Source organism: Gottfriedia acidiceleris (assembly GCF_036421055.1).
Lineage (GTDB): Bacteria > Bacillota > Bacilli > Bacillales > Bacillaceae_G > Gottfriedia > Gottfriedia acidiceleris_C.
Window position 1 is genome coordinate 105878 of the sequence record NZ_JAZGQS010000007.1, and the last position, 22974, is coordinate 128851.

19 protein-coding genes are annotated in these 22974 nt (G+C 33.3%); all 19 read right to left on the minus strand.

Annotation, left to right across the window (positions count from 1 at the left end; genetic code table 11):
* Window positions 1-170: 170 nt before the first annotated feature.
* Window positions 171-1634: a catalase gene (locus RAH41_RS12460; RefSeq protein ID WP_331222797.1), complete on the minus strand. Its 1464-nt coding sequence runs from the start codon at window positions 1632-1634 to the stop codon at window positions 171-173.
* A 223-nt stretch (window positions 1635-1857) separates the two neighbouring features.
* Window positions 1858-3228, minus strand: a complete 1371-nt coding sequence (locus RAH41_RS12465) for a murein hydrolase activator EnvC family protein (RefSeq protein ID WP_331222798.1) — start codon at window positions 3226-3228, stop codon at window positions 1858-1860.
* 136 nt (window positions 3229-3364) lie between these two features.
* Window positions 3365-4258 (minus strand): permease-like cell division protein FtsX, encoded by an 894-nt coding sequence (ftsX, locus tag RAH41_RS12470; RefSeq protein WP_331222799.1) that lies wholly within the window; start codon window positions 4256-4258, stop codon window positions 3365-3367.
* Entirely contained in the window at window positions 4248-4934 is a 687-nt protein-coding gene (ftsE, locus tag RAH41_RS12475; protein WP_331222800.1) for a cell division ATP-binding protein FtsE, read from the minus strand. The genes ftsX and ftsE overlap by 11 nt, the downstream gene beginning before the upstream one ends.
* A gap of 332 nt (window positions 4935-5266) precedes the next feature.
* Window positions 5267-5596 carry a cytochrome c551 gene (gene cccB / locus RAH41_RS12480; protein ID WP_419471598.1) on the minus strand — a complete coding sequence of 110 codons (330 nt, stop codon included), beginning with the start codon at window positions 5594-5596 and terminating at the stop codon, window positions 5267-5269.
* A 70-nt stretch (window positions 5597-5666) separates the two neighbouring features.
* Window positions 5667-6551, minus strand: a complete 885-nt coding sequence (locus RAH41_RS12485) for a YitT family protein (protein ID WP_331222802.1) — start codon at window positions 6549-6551, stop codon at window positions 5667-5669.
* A gap of 373 nt (window positions 6552-6924) precedes the next feature.
* A protein-coding gene (prfB, locus tag RAH41_RS12490) for a peptide chain release factor 2 (RefSeq protein WP_331222803.1) occupies window positions 6925-8023 on the minus strand; the annotation gives its coding sequence in 2 pieces (ribosomal slippage) (window positions 6925-7959 and window positions 7961-8023; 1098 coding nt in all).
* A gap of 142 nt (window positions 8024-8165) precedes the next feature.
* Window positions 8166-10679 carry a preprotein translocase subunit SecA gene (secA, locus tag RAH41_RS12495; protein WP_331222804.1) on the minus strand — a complete coding sequence of 838 codons (2514 nt, stop codon included), beginning with the start codon at window positions 10677-10679 and terminating at the stop codon, window positions 8166-8168.
* A gap of 214 nt (window positions 10680-10893) precedes the next feature.
* Complete coding sequence (gene hpf, locus RAH41_RS12500) at window positions 10894-11439, minus strand: ribosome hibernation-promoting factor, HPF/YfiA family (protein WP_331222805.1); 546 nt, start codon at window positions 11437-11439, stop codon at window positions 10894-10896.
* A gap of 266 nt (window positions 11440-11705) precedes the next feature.
* The gene (cspD, locus tag RAH41_RS12505) at window positions 11706-11903 is read right to left on the minus strand and encodes a cold-shock protein CspD (protein ID WP_056469532.1); all 198 of its coding nucleotides are present in this window, start codon (window positions 11901-11903) and stop codon (window positions 11706-11708) included.
* A gap of 234 nt (window positions 11904-12137) precedes the next feature.
* Window positions 12138-13958, minus strand: a complete 1821-nt coding sequence (locus RAH41_RS12510; protein WP_331222806.1) for an APC family permease — start codon at window positions 13956-13958, stop codon at window positions 12138-12140.
* 342 nt (window positions 13959-14300) lie between these two features.
* Window positions 14301-14555, minus strand: a complete 255-nt coding sequence (locus RAH41_RS12515) for a flagellar biosynthesis anti-sigma factor FlgM (protein ID WP_331222807.1) — start codon at window positions 14553-14555, stop codon at window positions 14301-14303.
* 162 nt (window positions 14556-14717) lie between these two features.
* Window positions 14718-15248 (minus strand): ComF family protein, encoded by a 531-nt coding sequence (locus RAH41_RS12520; protein ID WP_331222808.1) that lies wholly within the window; start codon window positions 15246-15248, stop codon window positions 14718-14720.
* Between the two features lie 146 nt (window positions 15249-15394).
* Window positions 15395-16738: a DEAD/DEAH box helicase gene (locus tag RAH41_RS12525; RefSeq protein ID WP_331222809.1), complete on the minus strand. Its 1344-nt coding sequence runs from the start codon at window positions 16736-16738 to the stop codon at window positions 15395-15397.
* A gap of 563 nt (window positions 16739-17301) precedes the next feature.
* Complete coding sequence (locus RAH41_RS12530; RefSeq protein WP_331222810.1) at window positions 17302-18144, minus strand: DegV family protein; 843 nt, start codon at window positions 18142-18144, stop codon at window positions 17302-17304.
* Between the two features lie 293 nt (window positions 18145-18437).
* The gene (locus RAH41_RS12535; protein WP_025671298.1) at window positions 18438-19115 is read right to left on the minus strand and encodes a response regulator; all 678 of its coding nucleotides are present in this window, start codon (window positions 19113-19115) and stop codon (window positions 18438-18440) included.
* Window positions 19116-19257: 142 nt separating this feature from the next.
* Window positions 19258-20457 carry a sensor histidine kinase gene (locus tag RAH41_RS12540; RefSeq protein ID WP_331222811.1) on the minus strand — a complete coding sequence of 400 codons (1200 nt, stop codon included), beginning with the start codon at window positions 20455-20457 and terminating at the stop codon, window positions 19258-19260.
* Window positions 20458-20747: 290 nt separating this feature from the next.
* Window positions 20748-21788 carry an LCP family protein gene (locus tag RAH41_RS12545; protein ID WP_331222812.1) on the minus strand — a complete coding sequence of 347 codons (1041 nt, stop codon included), beginning with the start codon at window positions 21786-21788 and terminating at the stop codon, window positions 20748-20750.
* Window positions 21789-21872: 84 nt separating this feature from the next.
* Window positions 21873-22493 (minus strand): YigZ family protein, encoded by a 621-nt coding sequence (locus RAH41_RS12550; RefSeq protein WP_331222813.1) that lies wholly within the window; start codon window positions 22491-22493, stop codon window positions 21873-21875.
* Window positions 22494-22974: the final 481 nt, after the last annotated feature.

Consider the following 22974-nt stretch of genomic DNA (forward strand, 5'->3'; position numbering starts at 1 on the left):
CTCCTATTTTTCGTTCCTAAAGGAACGTACCAATCTATTAAATAGTGTATGTACTTGAAAAAGCATCACACAGAGTGCGATGCCATTTCTGTTCTATTATATGATAAGCTTGTATCACTTATGTTTGCAAGTAGAACACGATTTAATAAATTTTTATTAGAAGAGTTTAATTATTTTGGTAGATGTTGTAAGTATGGCGTTAGGTTAATACCTAATTTACCGGCAAGTCTCTCCCCTAATTCTGCATCTGCACGATAGAAGTTACAAACTGCACGAAGCATAACTTTTTCATCGACATCAACTAGATCAGCACTAATATTTTTAATAACAGCATCCTGCTCTGCTTTACTATATCTATTCCACACTTCTCCCGCTTGGCCGAAGTCATTTGTTTTTTCTATTTTTTTGCGCTCAGAAACACCACTTAAAGGCTGAGCTATTTCAACATAATCAGCATTCTCTTTTGGCGTATCAGCGTAGCTATTTGGCTCATAGTTAATTTGATGTGTTTGCTGACTAAAAGGCATATGACCATCACGTTGACCATTTGCTACTTTTGCAAAAGGACAGTTAATTGGAAGTTGTAAATAATTTGCCCCGATACGATATCTTTGAGTATCTGAATAAGAGAATAATCTTCCTTGTAGTAACTTATCCTCAGATGGTAATATTCCGGGAACTAACACACCTGGATTAAATCCAACTGATTCAGTTTCTGCAAATACATTTTCAGGGTTTCGATTAAGGATCATTGTTCCAACAAATTGTCGAGGGATCACATCTTCAAACCAATCTTTTGTAGGATCTAATGGATCAAAATCGAAATCATCCATATCTGCGGGATTTACTACTTGAACATATAAGTCCCATTCTGGAAATTCTCCATTTTCAATTGAGTCGTATAAATCTCGGCTTGCATGATTAAAGTCCTTACCTTGAACTTCACTAGCTTCTTCCATTGAAAGATTTTTAATTCCTTGCTTTGGTACCCAACGAAGTTTTATATAAACTGTATTGCCGTATTCATTTACCCATTTATATGCATGAACACTGGAACCTCTCATTTGACGATAGTTCGCTGGAATACCTTCATCAGAAAATACATGTAATAACATATTTGTTGACTCAGGTGTTAGGGACATGAAATCCCAATATCTGTTAGGTGTTTGTAGATTAGTTCTAGGATCTGGCTTTAATGAATGAACCATATCGGGAAATTTCATTGCATCACGAATAAAGAATATAGGTAGATTATTACCTACAAAATCATAGTTCCCATCTTCAGTATAGAATTTTACAGCAAATCCTCGAGGATCACGTAATGTTTCAGGAGAATGTAATCCATGAATAACAGTTGAAAAACGAGCAAATACTGGTGTTTCTGTTCCGGCATCTTGTAAGAACTTAGCTTTCGTATATTTTTTCATACTATTTTTAGTTATGAAAACACCGTGTGCTCCAGCTCCACGTGCATGCACAACACGCTCAGGTACTCTTTCACGATCAAAATGAGCTAGTTTTTCGATTAATTGATAATCCTCTAATAAAGTTGGACCTCTTCTTCCCGCTGTAAGTGAATTTTGATTATCTCCAATTGGCACACCTTGATTTGTTGTTAGTCGGTTATTTGTCATGTTATTTCTCCTTAATTAGAATTATTATAATCTAGTAATAATTATATATTAATCTAACTTATAATGAAAATCAATATCAAATTATAATTATTATAATCTGTTGAACAATCTAATTGAATTTAAACTCCTCTTAACTTAAGTAGGCATGGATTGTGAGTTTTATAAATTGAGATTTATAAAGAAAGAAACCTATCCTAATATTTTAGGATAGGTTTCTAATAAATTAAAAATTAATATATTTCATAGGATCTACTGCATTTGATTTAGCGTAATTCCATTCACCCTTATGTAATTCAAAATGTAAATGTTGTCCAGTAGAGTGACCTGTATTTCCCATATAACCAATTTTCATACCTTTTGAAACAGTTTGTCCTGTTGATACATTAAAACTAGCTAAATGAGCATAAACGGTCGTCCACACTTGTCCATCAATATTATGTGTAATAAATACACAATTACCATAAGTAGATGAAACATAAGCACGAATTACTACCCCATCGCCTGCTGCTACAACTGGTACACTTCCCGCTGAAGCAATATCAACACCTTCATGGAACTCTCCACCCTCAAACGAACGTTGTCCAAATCCTGAAGAGACATAACCGTTTGCTGGTCTTGTAAAGTTTCCACTAGACACGGTTGGTGTATTATCAGAACTACCGGTACTATCTGAGTTACTAGAAGTACCTGAACTACTAGAGCTTCCAGTTCCACTTGAATGACTTGTACTTGTAGATGGCTTTTTACTTTTTGCAGCAGCTTCTGCTTTACGTTTAGCCTCCGCTTTACGTCTTGCTTCTGCCGCAGCTCTTTCAGCAGCTTGTTTCTTAGCGATTTCAAGAGCTTTTTGCATTGCAGCCTGCTGACCTGCTAATAATTGATCTTGTTCCTTTAAATCTAAAACATCTTCATGAGCTTCGCTTTCTTTAGCTTTTAATGAAGCCATTAATTTGTTTTTTTCGCTAACCTGACTTGCAAGTTGATTATTTAGACTCTTTAAGTTCGCTAAATCTCTTTCAATTTTTGCTTGTTTTATAGTCAAATCATCTTTTTTAGCACTAACTTCTTTTAAGTCCAAGTTTTGCTGCTTAATAATATCTTCGTCAGCCTTCATAATAATTTGTACGGCACTCATTCGTTGAATTAAATCTCCGAAACTATTAGCGCCTAAAATGACATCAATATAAGATACCATTCCACCAGCTTTTTGAAGAGATCGCATTCGGTTTTTCAATAATTCTTCACGAGATTTAATACGTTCTTCAATAAACTTAATTTCTTCCTTTAGTTTCGAAATTTGCTTTTTCCCATCATTAACTGCATCTTCAGTTTGGTTAACTTTTTGCTTAGTCAGCCTCATCCGAGCATCAAGTTTTTCAAGCTCCGCAACAACTTCTTGCTGATCATGCTTTATATCAGCAATTTTGTTGTTAGTTGCATCGGTCTTATCCTTAACTTCACTACGCTTCTTTTTAATGCGGTCAATTTCAGATTGGTATTTACTTTCAGCAAAAGAAACGGATGGGATAGCACCGATGATGAAAGAGCTGCATAACATAATTGTTATTACTTTCGATGATTTTCTCTTATTCATCTAAGATCCCTCCTTATATGTATATAGAAAAGCCCTAGTACCTGTATCAACTCAGACAGACGTTAAATTGGGAACTAGAGCTTATCAAACGAATTACACTATTAAAACAATAGAACTATAAATTAAAAATTTATTCTTATTTACGTAAAAACTTACGAATTGACATGACAGAACCCCACATCCCAATTATTGCACCAATACCTATTAATATTGCAGATAGCTGGTACACAAACGGTGAAAATGGTAATAATGTAAACATTGTTCCTGCTAATTTTGGCATTAACATATTATAAATGACCTTATAGCCAGTTAATAGTAAAACAATCGGAACAACAGATCCTAACACACCTAGCAGTAAGCCTTCTAATAAGAACGGCCAACGAATAAAGTTATTAGTTGCCCCTACCAATCTCATAATCTCAATTTCACGTCGTCTTGCCATGATCGTTATTTTGATAGTATTAGAGATTAAGAACATCGCAGTAAATAATAGTCCGAAAATCAGTACTAAACCGATATTACGACCTACTGAAACTGCATTAAATAATTTTTGAACTTGTTTTTTACCATAAATTACTTCATCAATATATTTTAAGCCTTCAATTTTTTTGGCTACTGGTGCGATTTGTTCTGGAGAATCTGTTTTAACAATATACGTATCATTTAATGGGTTTTGTTGTTCAAACAGTTGGAATGCTTTCCCATCTTCTCCCATACTTTTAATTAGATTGTTTAGTTCTTGATCTTTCGACGAGAACCTTACAGTAGTTACATGATCTAATTTTTTGATTTCTTCTTTTAAAGTAGCTTGTTGCTCTTTGTTTGCTGTTAAATCAACTAAAACACGTACTTCAACATCTTTTTCTAGCGTTGTTCCAATATGATTAACATTCAAAATTACGGTTAAAAATACGCCAACAAGCATTAAAGTGACTGCAACAGCACTTACTGATGCAAACGTCATCCAACCATTTCGTTTTAAACTACGTAGACCCTCACGAACATGTCTTCTTGCAGTTCTAGCTTTCATAACCGTACACTCCTCTCGCTTGGTCGCGTACAATTTTTCCAGCTTCAATTGCAATAACACGTCGCTTGATCGTATTTACGATATCTTTATTATGAGTTGCCATTACTACAGTTGTTCCACGATCATTGATTTCTTTAAATATATCCATAATCTCCCAAGTAGTTTCAGGGTCTAGGTTACCAGTTGGCTCATCGGCGATCACTACTTGTGGTTTATTTACAATAGAACGGGCAATCGAAACACGTTGCTGTTCACCACCAGAAAGCTCTGTTGGTAAGAATCGCGCTTTATGTTTTAACTTAACAAGGTCAAGTACTTCCATTACTCTCTTTTTAATTGTTTTCGGATTTTCTTCAATAACTTCAAGTGCAAATGCAATATTTTCATAAACTGATAAAGTCGGTAATAACTTATAATCTTGGAAAACTACCCCAATATTTCTACGTAATAAAGGAACTTTTTTATCCTTCATATGGCTTAAATCAATTCCATTAATTAAGATTGTACCCTTTGATGGTTTTTCTTCGCGATACATCATTTTAATGAATGTCGACTTTCCGGCACCACTTGGTCCCACGACATACACAAATTCACCTTGGCGAATTTTTACATTAATACCATCTACCGCAAGAACACCATTAGGATAAGTCTTATATACATCTTTTAACTCAATCATGACATTCTCCTTATTTTTTTGTTCCTTTTTCTTCTATCAAACTATATAAGATCCATTCTGGATGAAATTCTATTAAACTTTACTTGATCTTATTATTTCGCCTGCTATTTACATATTTCGATAATTTCAGCTAAGCTCCTCTATTATACCACTTAAAAAATGTCAAAATTGATAAATTTATGTTACATTTTAATAATAGTCAAGATTATTTCCGAACGATTAATGGATTAGTTTAACAAAATATGGAAAAATGTAACTAAAATGAAAAGAAACAGACCTTTTCTAATTAACAGAAAATTGTCTGTTTCTTTAATTTTTTCTATTAAAACATTTTACTTTTTAGTCGCAAGCCATTTCGCTACACTTTTCGCGTCATTTCCTTGAACCACTCCACTAGGCATTGAACCTCTACCATCATGGATAATATTTTCTATTTCTTTTTCAGAATATTTCGCTCCGACCTTTTTTAAGCTAGGTCCAATTATACCTTCTAGTTCTCCACCATGGCAACTAGCACAGCTTTGTTTAAATAACTTTTCCCCATTAGCGACCGATACCGGTGCACCTGAATCATTATTTTTACTTGTATCATTATTTGACCCACATGCAGTAATTGTTAACAACATACCACCAGTTATAAAAGTAAGAAGTAGCTTTTTCACAAAAATCATCGCCCCTTTAAAAATCCCATAACTATAGTCTACTACTAATAAAAGTATTTATTTTTCCTTTTTATGTCAAATTTGTGAAACCTTCTCCAAGAACTTCTGTTGCATCTACTACTGTAATGAATGCATTTCGATCAACTGACCGAACGATATCACGTAGAGAAGAAAATTCAGTTTGATCAAGAACACACATTAATACTAAACGGTCTTCATTTGTATATCCACCAACACCTGTTAGCTTTGTAACTCCTCGATCTAATTGGTGAACAATTGCCGTTGTTACAGGCTCCACTTCTGAAGTAATAATAAGTGCCATTTTTGATCTAGCAAGACCAATTTGTACTAAATCGATTGTTTTACTCGTAACAAAAAGTGCAATTAGTGCATACATACCGCTTTCAAGATTAAACACGATTGCAGATGTAAGAACGATTAATCCATCAATAAAGGCTACACAAATTCCAAGTGATAAACCAGTATATTTATGAACAATTTGAGCTGCTAAATCTGTTCCACCAGTAGATGCTTTACCACGGAATACGATCCCTAGACCTAAACCAATAAATAGTCCACCAAAAATTGATGCTAAAAGCGGATTATCAGTTGCCGGTTTTATATTGTATAAATCAACTAAATAAACAACAAGTGGAATAAAGATTGTTCCAACTAATGTTTTAGCTCCAAATTGTCTACCTAAGAAAATGACACCTGCTATAAATAAAGGAATATTAAATGCCCATTGTACAAATGCAGGATTAAATCCCATCGTACTCTTTAGAATCGTCGAAATACCGCTTACCCCACCAGAAGCAATATGATTCGGTAATAAAAACACACAAAATGCAACAGCAATAATTGCAGAACCAATTAATACAAAAAAGTATTCAAAAAACGTTTTTCCCCACCCTACAGTTAGAGCAGTAGAATATCTGACCTTTTTCAAATCCATCCCCCTCAACATTTCTCACTTACAGACAACTTTTCTATTTTTTATCCTTTTTATCGGATACTCTCTCTATTTTTTATTATGAAAAATACAATAAGATTTAATTACATATACGCAAAATTTACTTTCTTCCATTTGTAAAACCCATTAAAAGTAAATATGATTTATCTAACTCCAACCATTAGTAAGGCAAAATCCTTCCTAACCCCTTTAAAGAAAAAGTATAAAAGATTAACATCTCTTATCTTAGAAGATGTTTAGGTTAAAAGATGGATTTACAAAAAAACCCAATGATAAAATATACCTCTTTTGTCCCCAAAGATTAAGGCTGGTAAGAAAGAAGTTTCCCCCAATCTTATCAGCCCATTTTTCAACATTAAATCTTAGAACGTAAGTAAGCATCAATAAATGGATCAAGATCTCCATCCATTACTGCATGTACATTACCAACCTCTGTGTTTGTTCGATGATCTTTAACCATTGAGTATGGGTGGAAGACATATGAACGAATTTGACTTCCCCAGCCGATGTCTTTTTGTTCCCCACGGATTTCATCTAGTTGTGCTTGTTGCTCTTCTATTTTACGTTGATATAGTTTTGCTTTTAACATTTTCATTGCATGTTCACGGTTTTTAATTTGTGAACGCTCTGTTTGACATGTTACTACTGTGTTAGTTGGAACATGTGTAATACGTACTGCTGAGTCAGTTGTATTAATGTGTTGACCACCGGCTCCACTTGCACGATACGTATCAATTTTTAAATCTTCTGTACGTATATCGATTTCAATTTCTTCATTGAATTCAGGCATTACTTCGCAAGAAACGAAAGAAGTATGACGACGACCTGATGAATCGAATGGAGATATACGTACTAAACGATGCACGCCTTTTTCTGCTTTTAAATAGCCATAAGCATTATGTCCTTTAATTGCTAAAGTTACACTCTTAATACCAGCCTCATCACCAGGTAGATAATCTAAAGTTTCGACTTTAAAACCACGTTTTTCAGCCCATCTAGTGTACATACGTAATAACATTGAGCCCCAATCTTGAGACTCTGTTCCTCCTGCTCCTGGGTGCAGCTCAAGAATTGCATTATTTTTATCATAAGGCTCGCTTAATAATAATTGAAGTTCAAAATCATTCAGTTTTCCTGTTAAAGATTTTACTTCAGTGATTAATTCTTCAAACAGTTCATCGTCACTTTCTTCTTTAACTAACTCATATGTTACTTCAAGATTCTCATATCCATCATTTAAGTCATTGAATTCATTAATGACCTCTTTTAAACCATTTACTTCACTAATTACTACTTGTGCGGCTTTTTGGTCATCCCAAAAATCTGGCTCTGACATAAACGCTTCAAGCTCATCTAGTCTTGCTTGTTTTGTTTCGACGTCAAAGAGACCCCCTAAATGCTTGAAGGCGTTTCGCCATCTTTTCTAGTTCTTGCTTTACTTCTACTAATTCCATTACATAACACCTCGATTAAATTTTACGAACAATAAAAAGCAGGTAAAGACAAGTAGTAAAGTAAGAAACCTTCAAAAGAAAGTTACTCCTACCTTTTTAATAACTACTTGCCCTTGCCCCTTTTTATATAGTTTCTATTTTATTAGATTCCTTTACCGTGGCAGTTTTTATACTTCTTACCTGATCCACAAGGACAATCTTCATTACGACCAGTTTCTTCGCCTTTTACAATTGGTTTTTTCTTTACTTCACCATCACCATCATTACTTACATGAATTGCATCGCCTTGTACAGCTTCACGCTCTACATCAACTTCAATTTCAGCTTTCATAATAATGCGAGATACTTCTTCTTCAATTGAAGCAATCATCTCTTCAAACATTGCGAAGCCTTCCATTTGATATTCACGTAGTGGATCAATTTGTGCATATGCACGTAAATGAATTCCTTCACGAAGTTGATCCATAGAATCAATATGAGCCATCCATTTGTTATCAACAGTACGTAATAATACAACTTTTTCAAACTCACGCATTTGTTCAGCTGGTAAAGCTACCTGTTTTTCTTCGTAACGATCGAATACTGTTTTTTGAATCAATTCAACCATTTCATCAGGTTCAATTACACGTAATTGTTCAACTGTGATTTCATCTTCATTTAATAAGTTTGCTTCTAAGAAATCAATGATTCCTTCTAAATTCCACTCTTCTTGAAGCTGTTCGTTTGGAGTATGAGCTTGAACTACTCTGTTAATAGTACCTTCAATCATATTCTTAACGATTGGTTGTAAATCATTTGAATCAATAACTTCAGAACGTTGAGCATAAATAACTTCACGTTGTTGACGTAATACATCATCATATTGAAGTAATTGTTTACGAGCATCAAAGTTATTACCCTCTACTCGTTTTTGTGCCGATTCAACTGCACGAGAAACCATTTTACTTTCAATTGGTTGAGAATCATCTAGTCCTAAACGGTCCATCATAACTGATAAATTTTCTGAACCAAAACGACGCATTAATTCATCTTCCATTGATAAATAGAATGTTGTCACACCAGGGTCACCTTGACGACCAGAACGACCACGTAACTGATTATCAATACGGCGGCTTTCATGACGCTCCGTACCAATAACAGCTAATCCACCAAGTTCACGAATGCCTTCACCTAATTTGATATCTGTACCACGACCAGCCATGTTAGTCGCAATAGTAACTGCGCCACGGTGACCAGCTAATGCGATAATATCAGCCTCGCGCTCATGATTTTTGGCATTTAATACTTCGTGTTTAACACCTTTACGTTTTAACAATTGAGATATTAACTCTGAAGTCTCGATCGCTACCGTACCAACTAGAACTGGTTGCCCAGCTTTATGACGCTCAACGATTTCATCAACAACAGCATTAAATTTTCCAGTCATTGTTTTGTATACTAAATCAGGTTTATCAATACGAGCGATTGGTCGGTTCGTAGGAATAACTAGAACATTCATATTGTAAATATTACGGAATTCTTCTTCCTCAGTTTTAGCTGTACCTGTCATACCCGAAAGTTTTTTGTACATACGGAAGTAGTTTTGGAAAGTAATTGTGGCAAGCGTCATACTTTCGTTTTGAATTTTTAATCCTTCTTTAGCTTCGATCGCTTGGTGAAGGCCTTCACTGTATCGGCGTCCTTTCATTAAGCGACCAGTAAATTGGTCAACGATTACAATTTCACCATCTTGAACGACATAATCTACATCATGAGTCATCGTCACGTGAGCACGTAATGCCTGAGTAATGTGATGGTTTAAGTTAACATTTTTCAAATCAAATAGGTTTTCAACGCCAAAAGCTTTTTCGGCACGTGAAATACCATCTTCAGTTAATAAAACTGATTTTGTTTTTACATCGTACGTATAATCTTTGTCTAACTTAAGCATTCCAACAAACGCATTCGCCGCAATATAAGATTGTGCTGACTGCTTTGCTTGTCCAGAAATAATTAATGGAGTACGTGCTTCGTCAATTAAAATTGAGTCAACCTCATCGATAATTGCATAGTTTAGTGGTCGTTGAACTCGTTGTTCAGCGTATACAACCATGTTATCACGTAAATAGTCAAAGCCTAATTCATTATTTGTACTATACGTAATATCACAAGCATAAGCTTCACGCTTTTCATCTGGTTCCATACTATTTAAATTTAGACCTACAGTAAGTCCTAAGAACTCATATAATTGACCCATTTCACGAGCATCACGACTAGCTAAGTATTCATTGACTGTAACAACGTGAACACCTTCGCCACTTAATGCATTTAAGTAAACAGGTAAAGTGGAAGTTAATGTTTTACCTTCCCCAGTTTTCATTTCTGAAATATTACCTTCATGTAAGGAAATCCCACCTAATAACTGTACAGGATATGGCGTCATACCTAATACACGAGTAGCACCCTCACGAACAACGGCAAATGCTTCAACTAAAATATCATCAAGAGTTTCACCTTTTTGAATACGCTCTTTAAATTCAAATGTTTTACCTCTAAGTTCATCATCAGATAATTTTGCATACTGATCCTGTAAAGATAACACTTGATCAACTTGTTTTTGCATTTTATTTAATTGTCGCTGATTAAGATCAAAAACCTTTTTTATCATTCCAAGCATTCGTAACGCTCCTCTATTATAAAGTCATAAACTAAAATGTCATTAAGTTAGTAGATACTATTTCTAATTTTATCATTAAATGAAGATACGTGACAACCTTATGTCTAGAATGTTCTGTTAGAATTAATTAATATTTTAGAAAATAAGCAAAAAAACCAAAAAAGGACTAAGCTAATTGTTCAGCTCAGTCCTTTTATTATTATTTTATTAATTTTTATTTAGCTTCAATTAAACCATAACGCCCATCTTTTCTAGCATAAACGATGTTCGTTTTATTCGTTTCACCATTTAAGAATACAAAGAAGTTATGACCTAACATATTCATTTGTAACACTGCTTCTTCTGCATCCATAGGTTTTAAATCAAATTGCTTAGTTCGAACTAACTCAATATCATTTTCTTGCTCTTCTACTGCAACAGCTGATTCAGTTACCGATGGTGCAAACATGAATTTTAATGAACCTTTTTCTCTTAACTTACGATTTACTTTCGTTTTGTGTTTTCGAATTTGACGATCTAGTTTATCAATAACTAAATCGACAGCTGCATATAAATCTGCATGCTCTTCTTCTGCACGTAATAACATATACGTTCCAGGAATAGTTACTTCAATTCTTTGCTTGTCGTGGAATACCTTAGCATTAACTCTCGCAGTTAACTCTTCGTCAAAATAACGATCAAATCGCGATAATTTTTTATCTACGTAATCACGAATTGCTGGAGTAATTTCAATATTTTCGCCTCGGATGTTTAGCATCATATGGGTTTCCTCCTTCATCAAGCTCCAAAAATGAAAGCTGTCATACTTATATTCTACACCTCTATCTTAATTTCCTCCTTGAAATTTTTGTCAAATATGAGAAATCTCTGTGTCCATTTTATGAACTTTTGTTTATATCAGATTATATTTTTATAATAATTTAAAGATACTTAAAAATTTTAAAAAACAAACAAAGGCTTACCCAAATGAGTAAGCCCTCGCGGTCCGAATCTATATAAGCAAATACTTACTTATTAACGGAAAAATTAAATTTTAGTAACATTAGCAGCTTGAGGTCCACGGTTACCTTCAACGATTTCGAAGCTAACTGCTTGGCCTTCTTCTAAAGATTTGTAACCTTCTGCGTTGATAGCTGAGAAATGTACGAATACATCGTCTCCATCTTCACGCTCGATAAATCCAAAACCTTTTTCTGCATTAAACCATTTTACTTTACCTTGCATTCAAATCCATTCCCTTCAGTCGAAAACTTGTGAATCTTCTCCACATTTCAACTATACATCATAAAACTAGGACAAGTCAAAAGTAGCTTATCGCCTTTTTTTTCACGAATTCGACAAATAACGAAAAATTCTAATTATTTTCCTTTCCTATCATATTCGCTTACCTTCTGACTTGTCCCATTATTTTTTTCCTATTTTTATAAAAAGAAAATTTATATCATTTTTCCTATAAACTCACACCTTAAATCGATAAGGTACAGTAGTTACAATAACGCTTCGTTTATGAAGTAAGTACGCTCGTAGTAATAAACTTGATTGATTATGTAAAACATTATGCCAATTTTTTCTCGTAATAAACTGTGGTATTAAAACTGTAATTTCAAAACCTTGTTCATGAGCTTTTGCTTCCATTTCATCTATTACTTTTAAAAGAGGTCTTGTGATTTCTCGATACTCAGAGTGAACAACAATTAATTTTACGTTTGGATTCCATGCTTCCCACTTTTCTCTCATTTGCTCTTCACTTTCTTTATCAAAAGAAATGTAAACAGCATATACTTCATCTGCAATCCCTTGAGCGTATTGCATTGTACGTTCAACTACTTTTGTAATCCCAGCGACAGGAACTACCATTATATTTCCATTAATTTTTTCAGGAATATCATTATTTAATCTTAATTGGTCACCTACTGCTTCATAATGCTTACGAATTCTCAAGAATAGAATAACAATTAAAGGTAAGAAAACAAATATTGACCAAACTTGATTTAACTTAGTAGTTAAGAAAATAATCGATACCGTTGCCGAAATAAATGCTCCAACGAAGTTTGCAATTAATTTTGGGAACCAGCCAGCCGGTTTTTCTCTAACCCATTTAATTACCATACCTGTTTGAGAAAGTGTAAATGGTACGAATACACCAACAGCATATAATGGAATTAATTCTTCTGTTTTACCTTGGAAAGCAATAATTAATAAAATAGAAGCTATACCAAGTGTAATAATACCATTTGAATATCCTAAACGATCTCCTCGAAGTAAATACATTCTAGGCATAAATTTATCACTCGCTAAGTTATAAGCAAGTAATGGGAATGCTGAAAATCCTGTATTAGCTGCTAATACAAGGATTAGCGCTGTTGTCCCTTGTATAAAGTAATAAATTACATTTCGTCCGAAAATATCAGAACCTAATTGGGACATAACTGTTTCTTCTGCATTAGGTACAATTCCATACCAGTAAGCTAAAAACATTATACCCGAAAATAGTACTGCCAAAATCGAACCCATCATCAATAGTGTTTTGGCCGCATTTTTATCTGACGGCACTTTGAAGTTCGGAATAGCATTTGAAATTGCTTCTACACCAGTTAAAGCTGAGCAACCAGATGAAAATGCTTTTAAAAGAATAAAGAGCGAAATCCCTGGAACAACAGTACCAATTGCTGAATGAGCTGTTTGCGGTGCATGCCCTGTAAAGACATTATATAAACCTACGATAATAATGATAACTAGTGCTACAACGAATAAATAAACTGGATAAGCCAAAATCGAAGCAGATTCAGTTAGTCCGCGTAAGTTTAAAATTGTAATACATATAACCAGAATAACAGCAATAAAGACTGTATGGGAGTGCAAGATTGGAAAGGCAGACGTAATCGCGTCAGTTCCTGCTGACACACTAACCGCTACTGTTAAGATATAGTCAACTAGCAAGGACCCACCGGCAACTAAACCTGGAATAACGCCGAGGTTTTGTTTAGAAACGACATAAGCGCCTCCACCGTGAGGATAACTAAAAATAATCTGGCGATAAGATAAAATTAATGCTAATAATAAAATCAGTACGCCTATACCAATCGGAACCGAATACCAATACGCTACTGCCCCAACCGTAGTTAAAACGATCAGAATCTGCTCTGGACCGTATGCCACTGAAGAAAGCGCATCTGACGATAGAATGGCCAAAGCCTTCGTATTCGATAACTTTTGTTCACTTAACTCTGTTGACTTAAGTGGTTTACCAATTAAGTATCGTTTTAAAATCGATAACATATGTACACCTCTACATAAAAAGTAAAAAACTAAACCATTTGAGTTTATCACATTATTAGAAAAAATTGTGTGATATATTAAGAAAATCTTTCCATAATTTTATTAAGATTTTTTCGAAATAAATTAATATTAACTTTCCTCCAAATCAAATTAAAATTCAATAAAATGAACGACACTTTAAAAACTTCACGACTCAAATAACAGACCCTTACGTTTTAAATGAAAATCGTTTTTATTTTCTTACCTAAACTGTTGAAAGAACTTAACAATTTTGCTAAGTTCTTTCCTATTTACTTCTTTTTTAATTACAATTTTATGTACAACCTGGTTCGAATGTTAGCCTTATTTCCTATTAAAATAACTAAGCATTTTTTCAGCCACTTTCATTGGTTGAACTTTGTATGTTCCCTCGTCAATTTGTTTTTTTAATTGCTGTATACGCTCATCACGTTTTTCGATTATCTGATTGGCAATGTGATTATCCTTCGCTAGAGGGGAGATTTCTATTTTTCCTTCTTGTTCTCGTTTATGTTGTTCGATTTTTTCTACGTTGTATTGATGTAAATGAACTTTATCTTCATTCGATGTATTACCCATCATTTTCTCACCTCATCGCTAATCGTTTTATACCTCGACACTTTATTATTTATTTCCGATCCTTTTTCTATATTTTTATTTTATTCTATCCAATGACCACTATTTATATCGGTAAAATTCTTAGTAAAATTAAATCTTATATAATTAACAATCCACTTAGCTTTATGCCCGAATTAATGTGAGTGAATGTACTTCAGTAGCACCATTTTGTAACAAAATCGCTGCAGCATCTTGTACCGTTTTACCAGTTGTATACACATCGTCAAGTAAAACAATCGGTTCGTTTTCGATTTCTTCCTCACTACAAAATGAAAAAACTTGTTCTCGGCTTAGTCTTTCATAACGGTTTAACTTACTTTGTTTTTCAGTATGAATTCTTTCTAAACAATTTGTTAAGTTTAAACCTGCATATTGTGCGAGCACTTCAACTTGATTAAAGCCTCGTTCCTTCAGTCTCGCATCACTTAAAGGTATCGGAACTATTTTATAATTTTTGAAAGAATTTTCATAGTATTCCCTCAAATCACTTGCAAATATAGATGCTAACTCAACATCACCACAAAATTTATATTGATTAAGCCACTCTTTTACTTCATTGGTATAATGCAATATTGACTTATTAATAATTAATGGCATATCTATCTTTAAACTCATATACTCTATACAATTTTTACAATGTTTTTGATTCTCCATAATGTAACCACAACAAATTTCACAAACAGGACCAATAATTTTTTTAAATTTCGCTAGACATTGTAAACAAGCTGATTCTTTGCTTAGAAAAAACAATTTATGCAAGGAAAACTTCTCAACAAATCGAACACCACAATATACACAAATCATTTTTTATCCAACCAGCCTTTCTCGAAACCTAAATGATTCATAAGAAGTATTTGCTTTTTAGCTTTGATCATTTCTTCGCTTATTCCATTATGAAAAAAGATAACCTCTCCATTTGCATAATTAATATTCCTCCCAGCACGCCCAGCAATTTGAACTAGTGCACTTTCAGTAAAAATCTCATCATCAGCACCTAGTACTGCAATTTGGCTATTCGAAATCGTAACGCCTCTCTCTAAAATGGTCGTTGTGATTAAAACTTGAATATCACCATTTCTAAAAGCACTTACTTTTTCATGTCTTTGTGGATCTTGACTATGAACTGATTCTGATTTAACAGTTATTTTTTTAACTGCCTCTTCTATAAAAACACATTCATAAATTGTAGGGACAAACAAAAAGATAGGGCAGCCTTTTTGAATAAATAATTTTATCCATTTTTCTAAAGAATTTGGAAGTTTTTGCGATTTACGGGTCGTTTTACGCCAGTTGCCTATCCATTTAAAACTAGGTACTGGTAGGGGTTGCCTATGGTATCTTGCGGGGACCATTACATTTTTGATTTTATTTTTTAGCGCAAGTAGTTGTTGTTCACTAGAGGGGGTAGCTGTCATTTGTACAGTAGAACCTTTAATTGTTCTTGATTCATTTGCAACCCAGTGCAAATGCGTTTCAATATTATAAGGAAAAGCATCAACTTCATCGATTATTAATAAGTGGAAGGTATGTCTAAATTTCATTAACTGATGTACTGTACAGATCGTTATCCTATTTCCATCCCATATTTCTTCACTACCTCCATAAAGTACTGCAATTGAAATAGTGGGGAAGGCTTGTCTGAATCTAATCGATAGCTCTAAAACAACATCTACTCGAGGAGTGGTGATGCAAACAAATTTTCCTTGCTGTAGCGCAGCTTCAATTCCTTCAAACAACATTTCTGTTTTTCCTGCACCACAAACTGCCCAAAGAAGCAAATCCTGATTTTTGTTCACAGCTTCTACTACTTTAATAGAAGCTTCTTTTTGCTGTGGTGAAAGTTTACCCTCCCATTCGAGTCCCGAAATTGAAGTATCGAATTTCATATCGGCATCATTAATGACTAGCTTAGTACATGTCGACATCTTTCCCATAATGATACATTTTCTACAATACGTACAACGAGATGAACATTTAGCACAAAAATGAGTAGCGAAAAAATATTGATGTTGATTACCACAACGAAAGCACTGATAACGATTTTTAATTTTTTGAACCGCTTGAATGATTAAACTTGTTGGAGGAATGTCCTGAAGGTCTATTGTGGGAGGGAGTTGCAGTTTTCTACCGTAAAGTTTGTCCATTTTTAACCTACTTTCTTTTATTAATTTCTTTGATAGATAAAACTTTAGAGTTTTTAAAAAGCTTTCACATAAATATGGTCATCTTCAAATAATACATCCAATCAGTCAATAATGACGTAAAGTCCGGTGAAATTTCCTTGTCAAATATATAGATATATTGTGACGATTTTTTAAGGACCACATTATTAAAAGTGCCTTTTGAATAATCCACCGTTCGATTGAAAGTAGAACTAAAAATAATTCAATTGGAGTTATAATTGAAGCAAATTTAATCAATTTCTATATGAACTCCTAAAAAATTATCTACTTTAATTGAAATTGAACCAATCATTAATCGAGGTTTTCTTTTTTATTGCGATTTCTCTGATTTCATTTGTGATCACAAGGTTTTATTTGCGATTAGCAATTATCACTTTTTAATTGCGATTCTTTAATTTTAATTGCGTTAACTAGATTTTAGTTGTAATTACTAGCTTATATTTGCGATACTCACTATTTAATTCCGATAACAAATTTTTACTGCAAAAAAACAAAAAAAAGCCCCTAATCAGAGGAGCTCTTACTCAAACAACATACCAACCCAATCCTAAAGCACCTTCACCAAGATGCGTTCCAATTACTGGGCCAAAATATGAAGTTTCTACTTCAACATTCGGATATGTTTCACTTAGTTGTTGGGCTAACTTTTTGGCATCGTCTTCACGATTTGAGTGAATAACAACTGCTTTCATTTTGTTGCCTTTTGATGCAACTTCGCCAAATAAATCTGTAATTCGTTTCATTGCCTTTTTTTCAGTTCGTATTTTTTCAAAGGCAACAATTTGTTTGTCTACAAATGTTAGAATTGGCTTTACTTGTAGTAAACTTCCTACAAATGCTTGTGCACTTGAAAGTCTTCCACCGCGTTGTAGGTGATCTAAATCAAAAACCATAAAGTAAGCATTTGCCGATTGTTTTATTTTATCTAAACGCTCAATGATCTCAGTTGGTCCAACACCTTTCTTGGCCATTTTCGCAGCTTCAATGACATAAAACCCTTGGACCATGCAGCTAATTTCCGAATCGTACGCGACTACTTCTAAGTTATCGATCATTGAACCAGCTGATACAATACTTTGATAAGTTCCACTAATTCCACTAGATAAAGTGATAGCAACAACAGCCTCAAATTCTTTTGATAGCTGTTCAAATTTTTCAATAATCGTACCGTATGCAGGCTGTGAAGTTTTTGGAAGCTCCTTTTGTTCACGGACCTTGAGGAAAAATTGTTCGGCTGTAATTTCAACTTCTTCTTGGTAGGACGCATCTCCGAAGATTACATTAAGAGGCAACATATGTATATCTAAAGAATCTCTTACTTCCTTTGGGATATAGGATGTACTATCTGTAACAATTGCAGTTCTCATTGTCGTATCCTTTCTTATATAAAGTAACGTTTAACTATGTATTTGTTGGTTTAATTTTACACAACTAATTAAGTAAAATCATTGTATTTCATTCTCTTTACTGTGAGCCAATTCGACAATTTTGTTTGACTTAGAAAAGCTTATTATACTTAAAAGCCTATTTATTGAAAAGATAAAGTGGGCATTTTATTGACTCTATGTTCAGACTAAAAGTGAAAAATAAACTTTATTGTTCTTTTTCTACAAACTAAAAACAGAGTACCGATCATCCGATACTCTGCTTTTTACACCTACTATTTCACTTCTACCCAAGCGTTTCGAATTGCCGTTACTACTGCATGAGTACGGTCATTTACTTCTAGCTTTTGTAGAATATTACTTACATGGTTTTTGACAGTTTTTTCACTAATGAATAGAGCTTCACCTATTGCACGGTTACTTTTACCATCTGCTAACATTTGAAGTACTTCACATTCTCTCCTAGTAAGTAAATGTAAAGGACGGCGCACTTCTACTTCGCGAGATTTAAATAACTGTTCTTTAAGTGATAGTCTTCTAAATTCTTCTACTAAGTTGTGAGTAATCTTCGGGTGTAAATAACATCCACCTTTTGTAACGACTTTAATCGCTTCAATTAGTGTATCAGAGTCCATTTCTTTTAATAAATAGCCTCTTGCACCCACTTTTAAGACATGAGTTACATAAGATTCATCATCATGAATTGATAAAATAATTACTTTAGCATCCGGATGTTTTTCTAGTAATGCTTTTGTAGCAGTTACTCCGTTCATTGTCGGCATGTTAATATCAACAATAAATACATCTACTTGATGTTGATCCATAATATTTACAACCTCTGTACCGTCAGAACCTTCAGCAACAACATCAAAACTCTCTTCAAAATCTAGGATTCTCTTAATTCCTTCACGAAACAATTTATGATCATCTACAATTGCAATTCTAGTTTTCATTTCATTACTCCTCTGTTTATTTGTTCAGTTTGCTAATCTATCGAAATTTGTAGAAATTGGTATTTTTTTCTAAATTATAGTATATTTTAACATAATTTATGAATGGTTACGACGCAAATCTCCGAAAACACAAAATAAAATTTTACTTTTGGAAATTTTCAGACGCTTTATTTTGAAACGACATTTCTAATTCATTCTCTATTTCTACATTTAAAGTGATTCTAATTGTCGTACCTACGTCTAGTATAGATTCGATTATAAAATCTCCATTTAATAACTCAACACGTTCTCTCATCCCAATTAATCCAAAAGAGTTTTCACTTTGGTCTTTTCCAACAGGAAAACCAACTCCATCATCCTGTACGAGTACATTAATTTTGTTTCTTAAAAACTCTAATCTTACTAATATTGTTGTTGGTTCCGCATGTTTACATGCGTTTTGAACTGCCTCTTGGATGATCCGAAAGATCGCAACTTCTATTTTTGAATTAAGTCTATCTTTGCTTTGACCGCAATATTCAAATTTGATTTCAATATGCTTATACGACTCAAGCGATTTTAAATACTTATTAAGCGCTGGAACTAAACCTAAATCATCTAATGCCATTGGGCGTAGATCGTATATAATTCTTCTAACTTCCCCTAATGCACGGCGGACTTGTTCCTTTATATCACCTAATTCTTTTCTTGCATCTTCTTCTGGTCTTTGGCGATATGTTTTTATTAAAAAGTCTGACTGCATTAATATACTGGCTAACGTTTGGGCAGGTCCATCATGAATTTCACGTGATAACTTTATACGCTCCTCTTCCTGAGCTTGAATCAATTGAAATCCGAACTCTTGTTTTTGTCTTGCATCTTCAGATAAATGACTAACTTGCTTAAAGTCTGTATTAAGGTAGTTTAAAACAATTGAAATACGGGTAACTAATAATTCGGCTTTTTGTAGTTTCTCTAATAAAGTCTGAAGTTTATTTTCTAATTCTTTTCTACGATGATTTAGAAGTTTTTCTTCCTTTAATGAAAGAAAATGCTGTTCCTGAATATTTTGGACAGTTTCATACACTGACTTTACTTGAGATTCAGTATACCTATTAAAATCCTTCTCAACTTCAGTTAATTTTTGGCGGGCCGCTCGGGCTAATAAATCTAACCTAACCGTATTTTCAATCTTCTCTGCTACTTGCAATTTTACTTCTTCAAGCTCTACTCTTAATTTCTCGTATTCTGAGCGAGTATCTTCAACAATTCCAAACACATGGGACTTACTATCTATAACAGATGAGAGCATATTATCCATGATTTCGTCTAGTGTCTGATTGTCCATTTTTCTAGCTGTCATTCACCTTTTCCCCCATTAGCCTATTACTAAATGACTAATAATTTTATGTATATCTAATATTATAATGTAAATAGGATTATAATTGTACAAAAATTTGAAATAAGCAAAAATTTTAATTTTTCCGATTCAAAGCTTATATTACCAATATATATTGGTATTTTATTATAATTATTAAAAAATACACACTCTTATATAACATCCTTAACACAATGTTAACAAGTATTACAAAAACATTACGATTGACCCAATAAAAAAGCTGATTCTCGTAAAAGAATCAGCTTTCTGCCTATTTATTGATTGGTACTATTTTCATTTTCAGAACTACTATCTGAATTAATTGTATTAGTTGTATTTTTAGGTGGTTTTTCTAAACCTAAGTGAACTCGGAATTTGCTAGTAATTTCTTTTACACTTTCCTCTTCAGGAACATAATAGTAAATACCGTGAATCGTATCATCGTTACCTTTTAATTTTATTGTTTCTAAGTCATTCTCAGTAATATTAGGTAAATGCTTCGCAAGTGAAATACCACCGCTCATTTTCATATTTGTACTAATATTTTTACTGAACACTTTTGCATATTGATCCATTTTCATGATTGTTTCAGGTGATTTTATTTCATTTAAAATCGCTTTAATTACTTGTTGTTGTCTTTCTTCACGTCCAAAATCACCACGAGGATCACGTTTACGCATACGAGAATATGCTAATGCCTGTTGTCCATTTAAATGCATCATACCTTTTGTAAAGTAAACTTTTTTCCTTGGTGTAGTATCTGTATTTTCCCAGAAATCAAAAGGTACATCAACATCTATTCCACCAACTGCGTCAACTATGTTTTTAAAGCCATTAAAGTCCACTGTAACGTAATAATCAATTGGTACATTTAAGAATTGCTCAACTGTATCAACTGTTAATTGTAAACCGCCATATGAATATGCATGATTTATTTTAGTTTTTTCTGCGTGTCCTGGGATACTTACATATGTATCACGGGGAATACTCATTGTCTTAATTGTTTCCTCTTTAGGATTAAAGGTAGCAAGGATCATCGAATCAGTTCGTCCACCCTTTCCGCCAGTTGAATAGTTTTCAATTCCTAAGAAAAGAATCGATATTGGATCTTTCGATATTGCAACTTTTTCATTTCTTAAGTTTGAAGAAATATCTTCTCCTTTTGTTGCTTTATTTAATTCAAGATATGTTCTAACGCCTTTATATCCTACAAACACTAAGGCTACTATAATGACAAGTAATAATACCCTAGCAATTAAGCCTCTCTTTTTCTTTCTTCGTTTCTTGGCCATTTTTCGAGAATGATTCTGATTCATATGTTCGAATAGACCTCCTTTAAAATTAGTATAATTGTTCTATTTATAATTAGTCATAAATTTACTATTAATAAAGCTAGACTACTACATGTATTTAACAATACTTTCATTTATATGGCAACTACCATTTGTTAATTCAATCATCCAGTTTTTGAAGATATCTACTTCATCAATCTTAATCCAAAGTTCAAAGCTGACTTCTTCCATGTGATTAACATTTTCTAAATGATAATGTGAGTTCCGCAGTGCGAACTCTACTTTACCTAACAATTTATAATTAATCTTTATGTTCATTACTTTAACTAATGAACGCTCAACAATTCCAACAGCGTTTAACCCTTCACTGACTGCCTGTCCATATGCACGAATTAATCCTCCTGCTCCAAGCTTTTTACCGCCAAAATACCTTGTTACAACAACAACAGTATCTTTTAATCCTCTCTTTTTCAAAACTTCTAACATTGGAACTCCAGCCGTACCACTCGGTTCACCATCATCATTGGCTTTTTGAATTTCATCATTTTCACCGATTAAATAAGCTGAACAATTATGAGATGCATCAAAATGCTTTTTTTTTATTTCTGAAATGAATCGTTGCGCATCAACTTCAGTTTTCGCTTCATTTATGTAACAAATAAATTTCGATTTTTCAATCTCAATTTCATGACTACCAAAGCCACAAACAGTGAAATAATTCGCTAGCATTTAACACCTAACCTTTCGACTAAATTAAACAAAATTTCGACTCACTTCAATATATTACTACAATTATTCATTCCGTTCCTTAAAAAACACTAAGATTCTTCAAAAGTAAGTATTTACTGACAAGATTTTATACAGTAACATTAGAAATAATGCTTAAAATAATTTAAACTTTAAGCAACTACAATCTAATCAGCCAATATGGTCAAATCATTTCATACGAATAAGTAAAAGTACTTTTTATATTCACACTAATATCAAACTTTCTATCCACTGTGCATAAAAAAATTTATATCACTATTTGATTCCACATCAAGAGCTTTCTACTCAATTTAAATTAAATTTAACAATATTGAAAACTAAGTGATAATTCCATTTCATTCTTTAGTCATCCAACCATATCCCCACTAATTTATTTGTTTTTTCATTTAAAAATTAACGTTTACGCCTTTTTTGAAGAAAAAGATTCAATAAACGATCAAAA

Bases quoted from the DNA above. Each gene is read 5' to 3' on its own strand.
- RAH41_RS12460 (WP_331222797.1), bottom strand. From the start codon at position 1,634: ATGACAAATAACCGACTAACAACAAATCAAGGTGTGCCAATTGGAGAT.
- RAH41_RS12465 (WP_331222798.1), bottom strand. From the start codon at position 3,228: ATGAATAAGAGAAAATCATCGAAAGTAATAACAATTATGTTATGCAGC.
- ftsX (WP_331222799.1), bottom strand. From the start codon at position 4,258: ATGAAAGCTAGAACTGCAAGAAGACATGTTCGTGAGGGTCTACGTAGT.
- ftsE (WP_331222800.1), bottom strand. From the start codon at position 4,934: ATGATTGAGTTAAAAGATGTATATAAGACTTATCCTAATGGTGTTCTT.
- RAH41_RS12485 (WP_331222802.1), bottom strand. From the start codon at position 6,551: ATGGATTTGAAAAAGGTCAGATATTCTACTGCTCTAACTGTAGGGTGG.
- secA (WP_331222804.1), bottom strand. From the start codon at position 10,679: ATGCTTGGAATGATAAAAAAGGTTTTTGATCTTAATCAGCGACAATTA.
- hpf (WP_331222805.1), bottom strand. From the start codon at position 11,439: ATGATGCTAAACATCCGAGGCGAAAATATTGAAATTACTCCAGCAATT.
- cspD (WP_056469532.1), bottom strand. From the start codon at position 11,903: ATGCAAGGTAAAGTAAAATGGTTTAATGCAGAAAAAGGTTTTGGATTT.
- RAH41_RS12510 (WP_331222806.1), bottom strand. From the start codon at position 13,958: ATGTTATCGATTTTAAAACGATACTTAATTGGTAAACCACTTAAGTCA.
- RAH41_RS12515 (WP_331222807.1), bottom strand. From the start codon at position 14,555: ATGGGTAATACATCGAATGAAGATAAAGTTCATTTACATCAATACAAC.
- RAH41_RS12520 (WP_331222808.1), bottom strand. From the start codon at position 15,248: ATGGAGAATCAAAAACATTGTAAAAATTGTATAGAGTATATGAGTTTA.
- RAH41_RS12525 (WP_331222809.1), bottom strand. From the start codon at position 16,738: ATGGACAAACTTTACGGTAGAAAACTGCAACTCCCTCCCACAATAGAC.
- RAH41_RS12530 (WP_331222810.1), bottom strand. From the start codon at position 18,144: ATGAGAACTGCAATTGTTACAGATAGTACATCCTATATCCCAAAGGAA.
- RAH41_RS12535 (WP_025671298.1), bottom strand. From the start codon at position 19,115: ATGAAAACTAGAATTGCAATTGTAGATGATCATAAATTGTTTCGTGAA.
- RAH41_RS12540 (WP_331222811.1), bottom strand. From the start codon at position 20,457: ATGACAGCTAGAAAAATGGACAATCAGACACTAGACGAAATCATGGAT.
- RAH41_RS12545 (WP_331222812.1), bottom strand. From the start codon at position 21,788: ATGAATCAGAATCATTCTCGAAAAATGGCCAAGAAACGAAGAAAGAAA.
- RAH41_RS12550 (WP_331222813.1), bottom strand. From the start codon at position 22,493: ATGCTAGCGAATTATTTCACTGTTTGTGGCTTTGGTAGTCATGAAATT.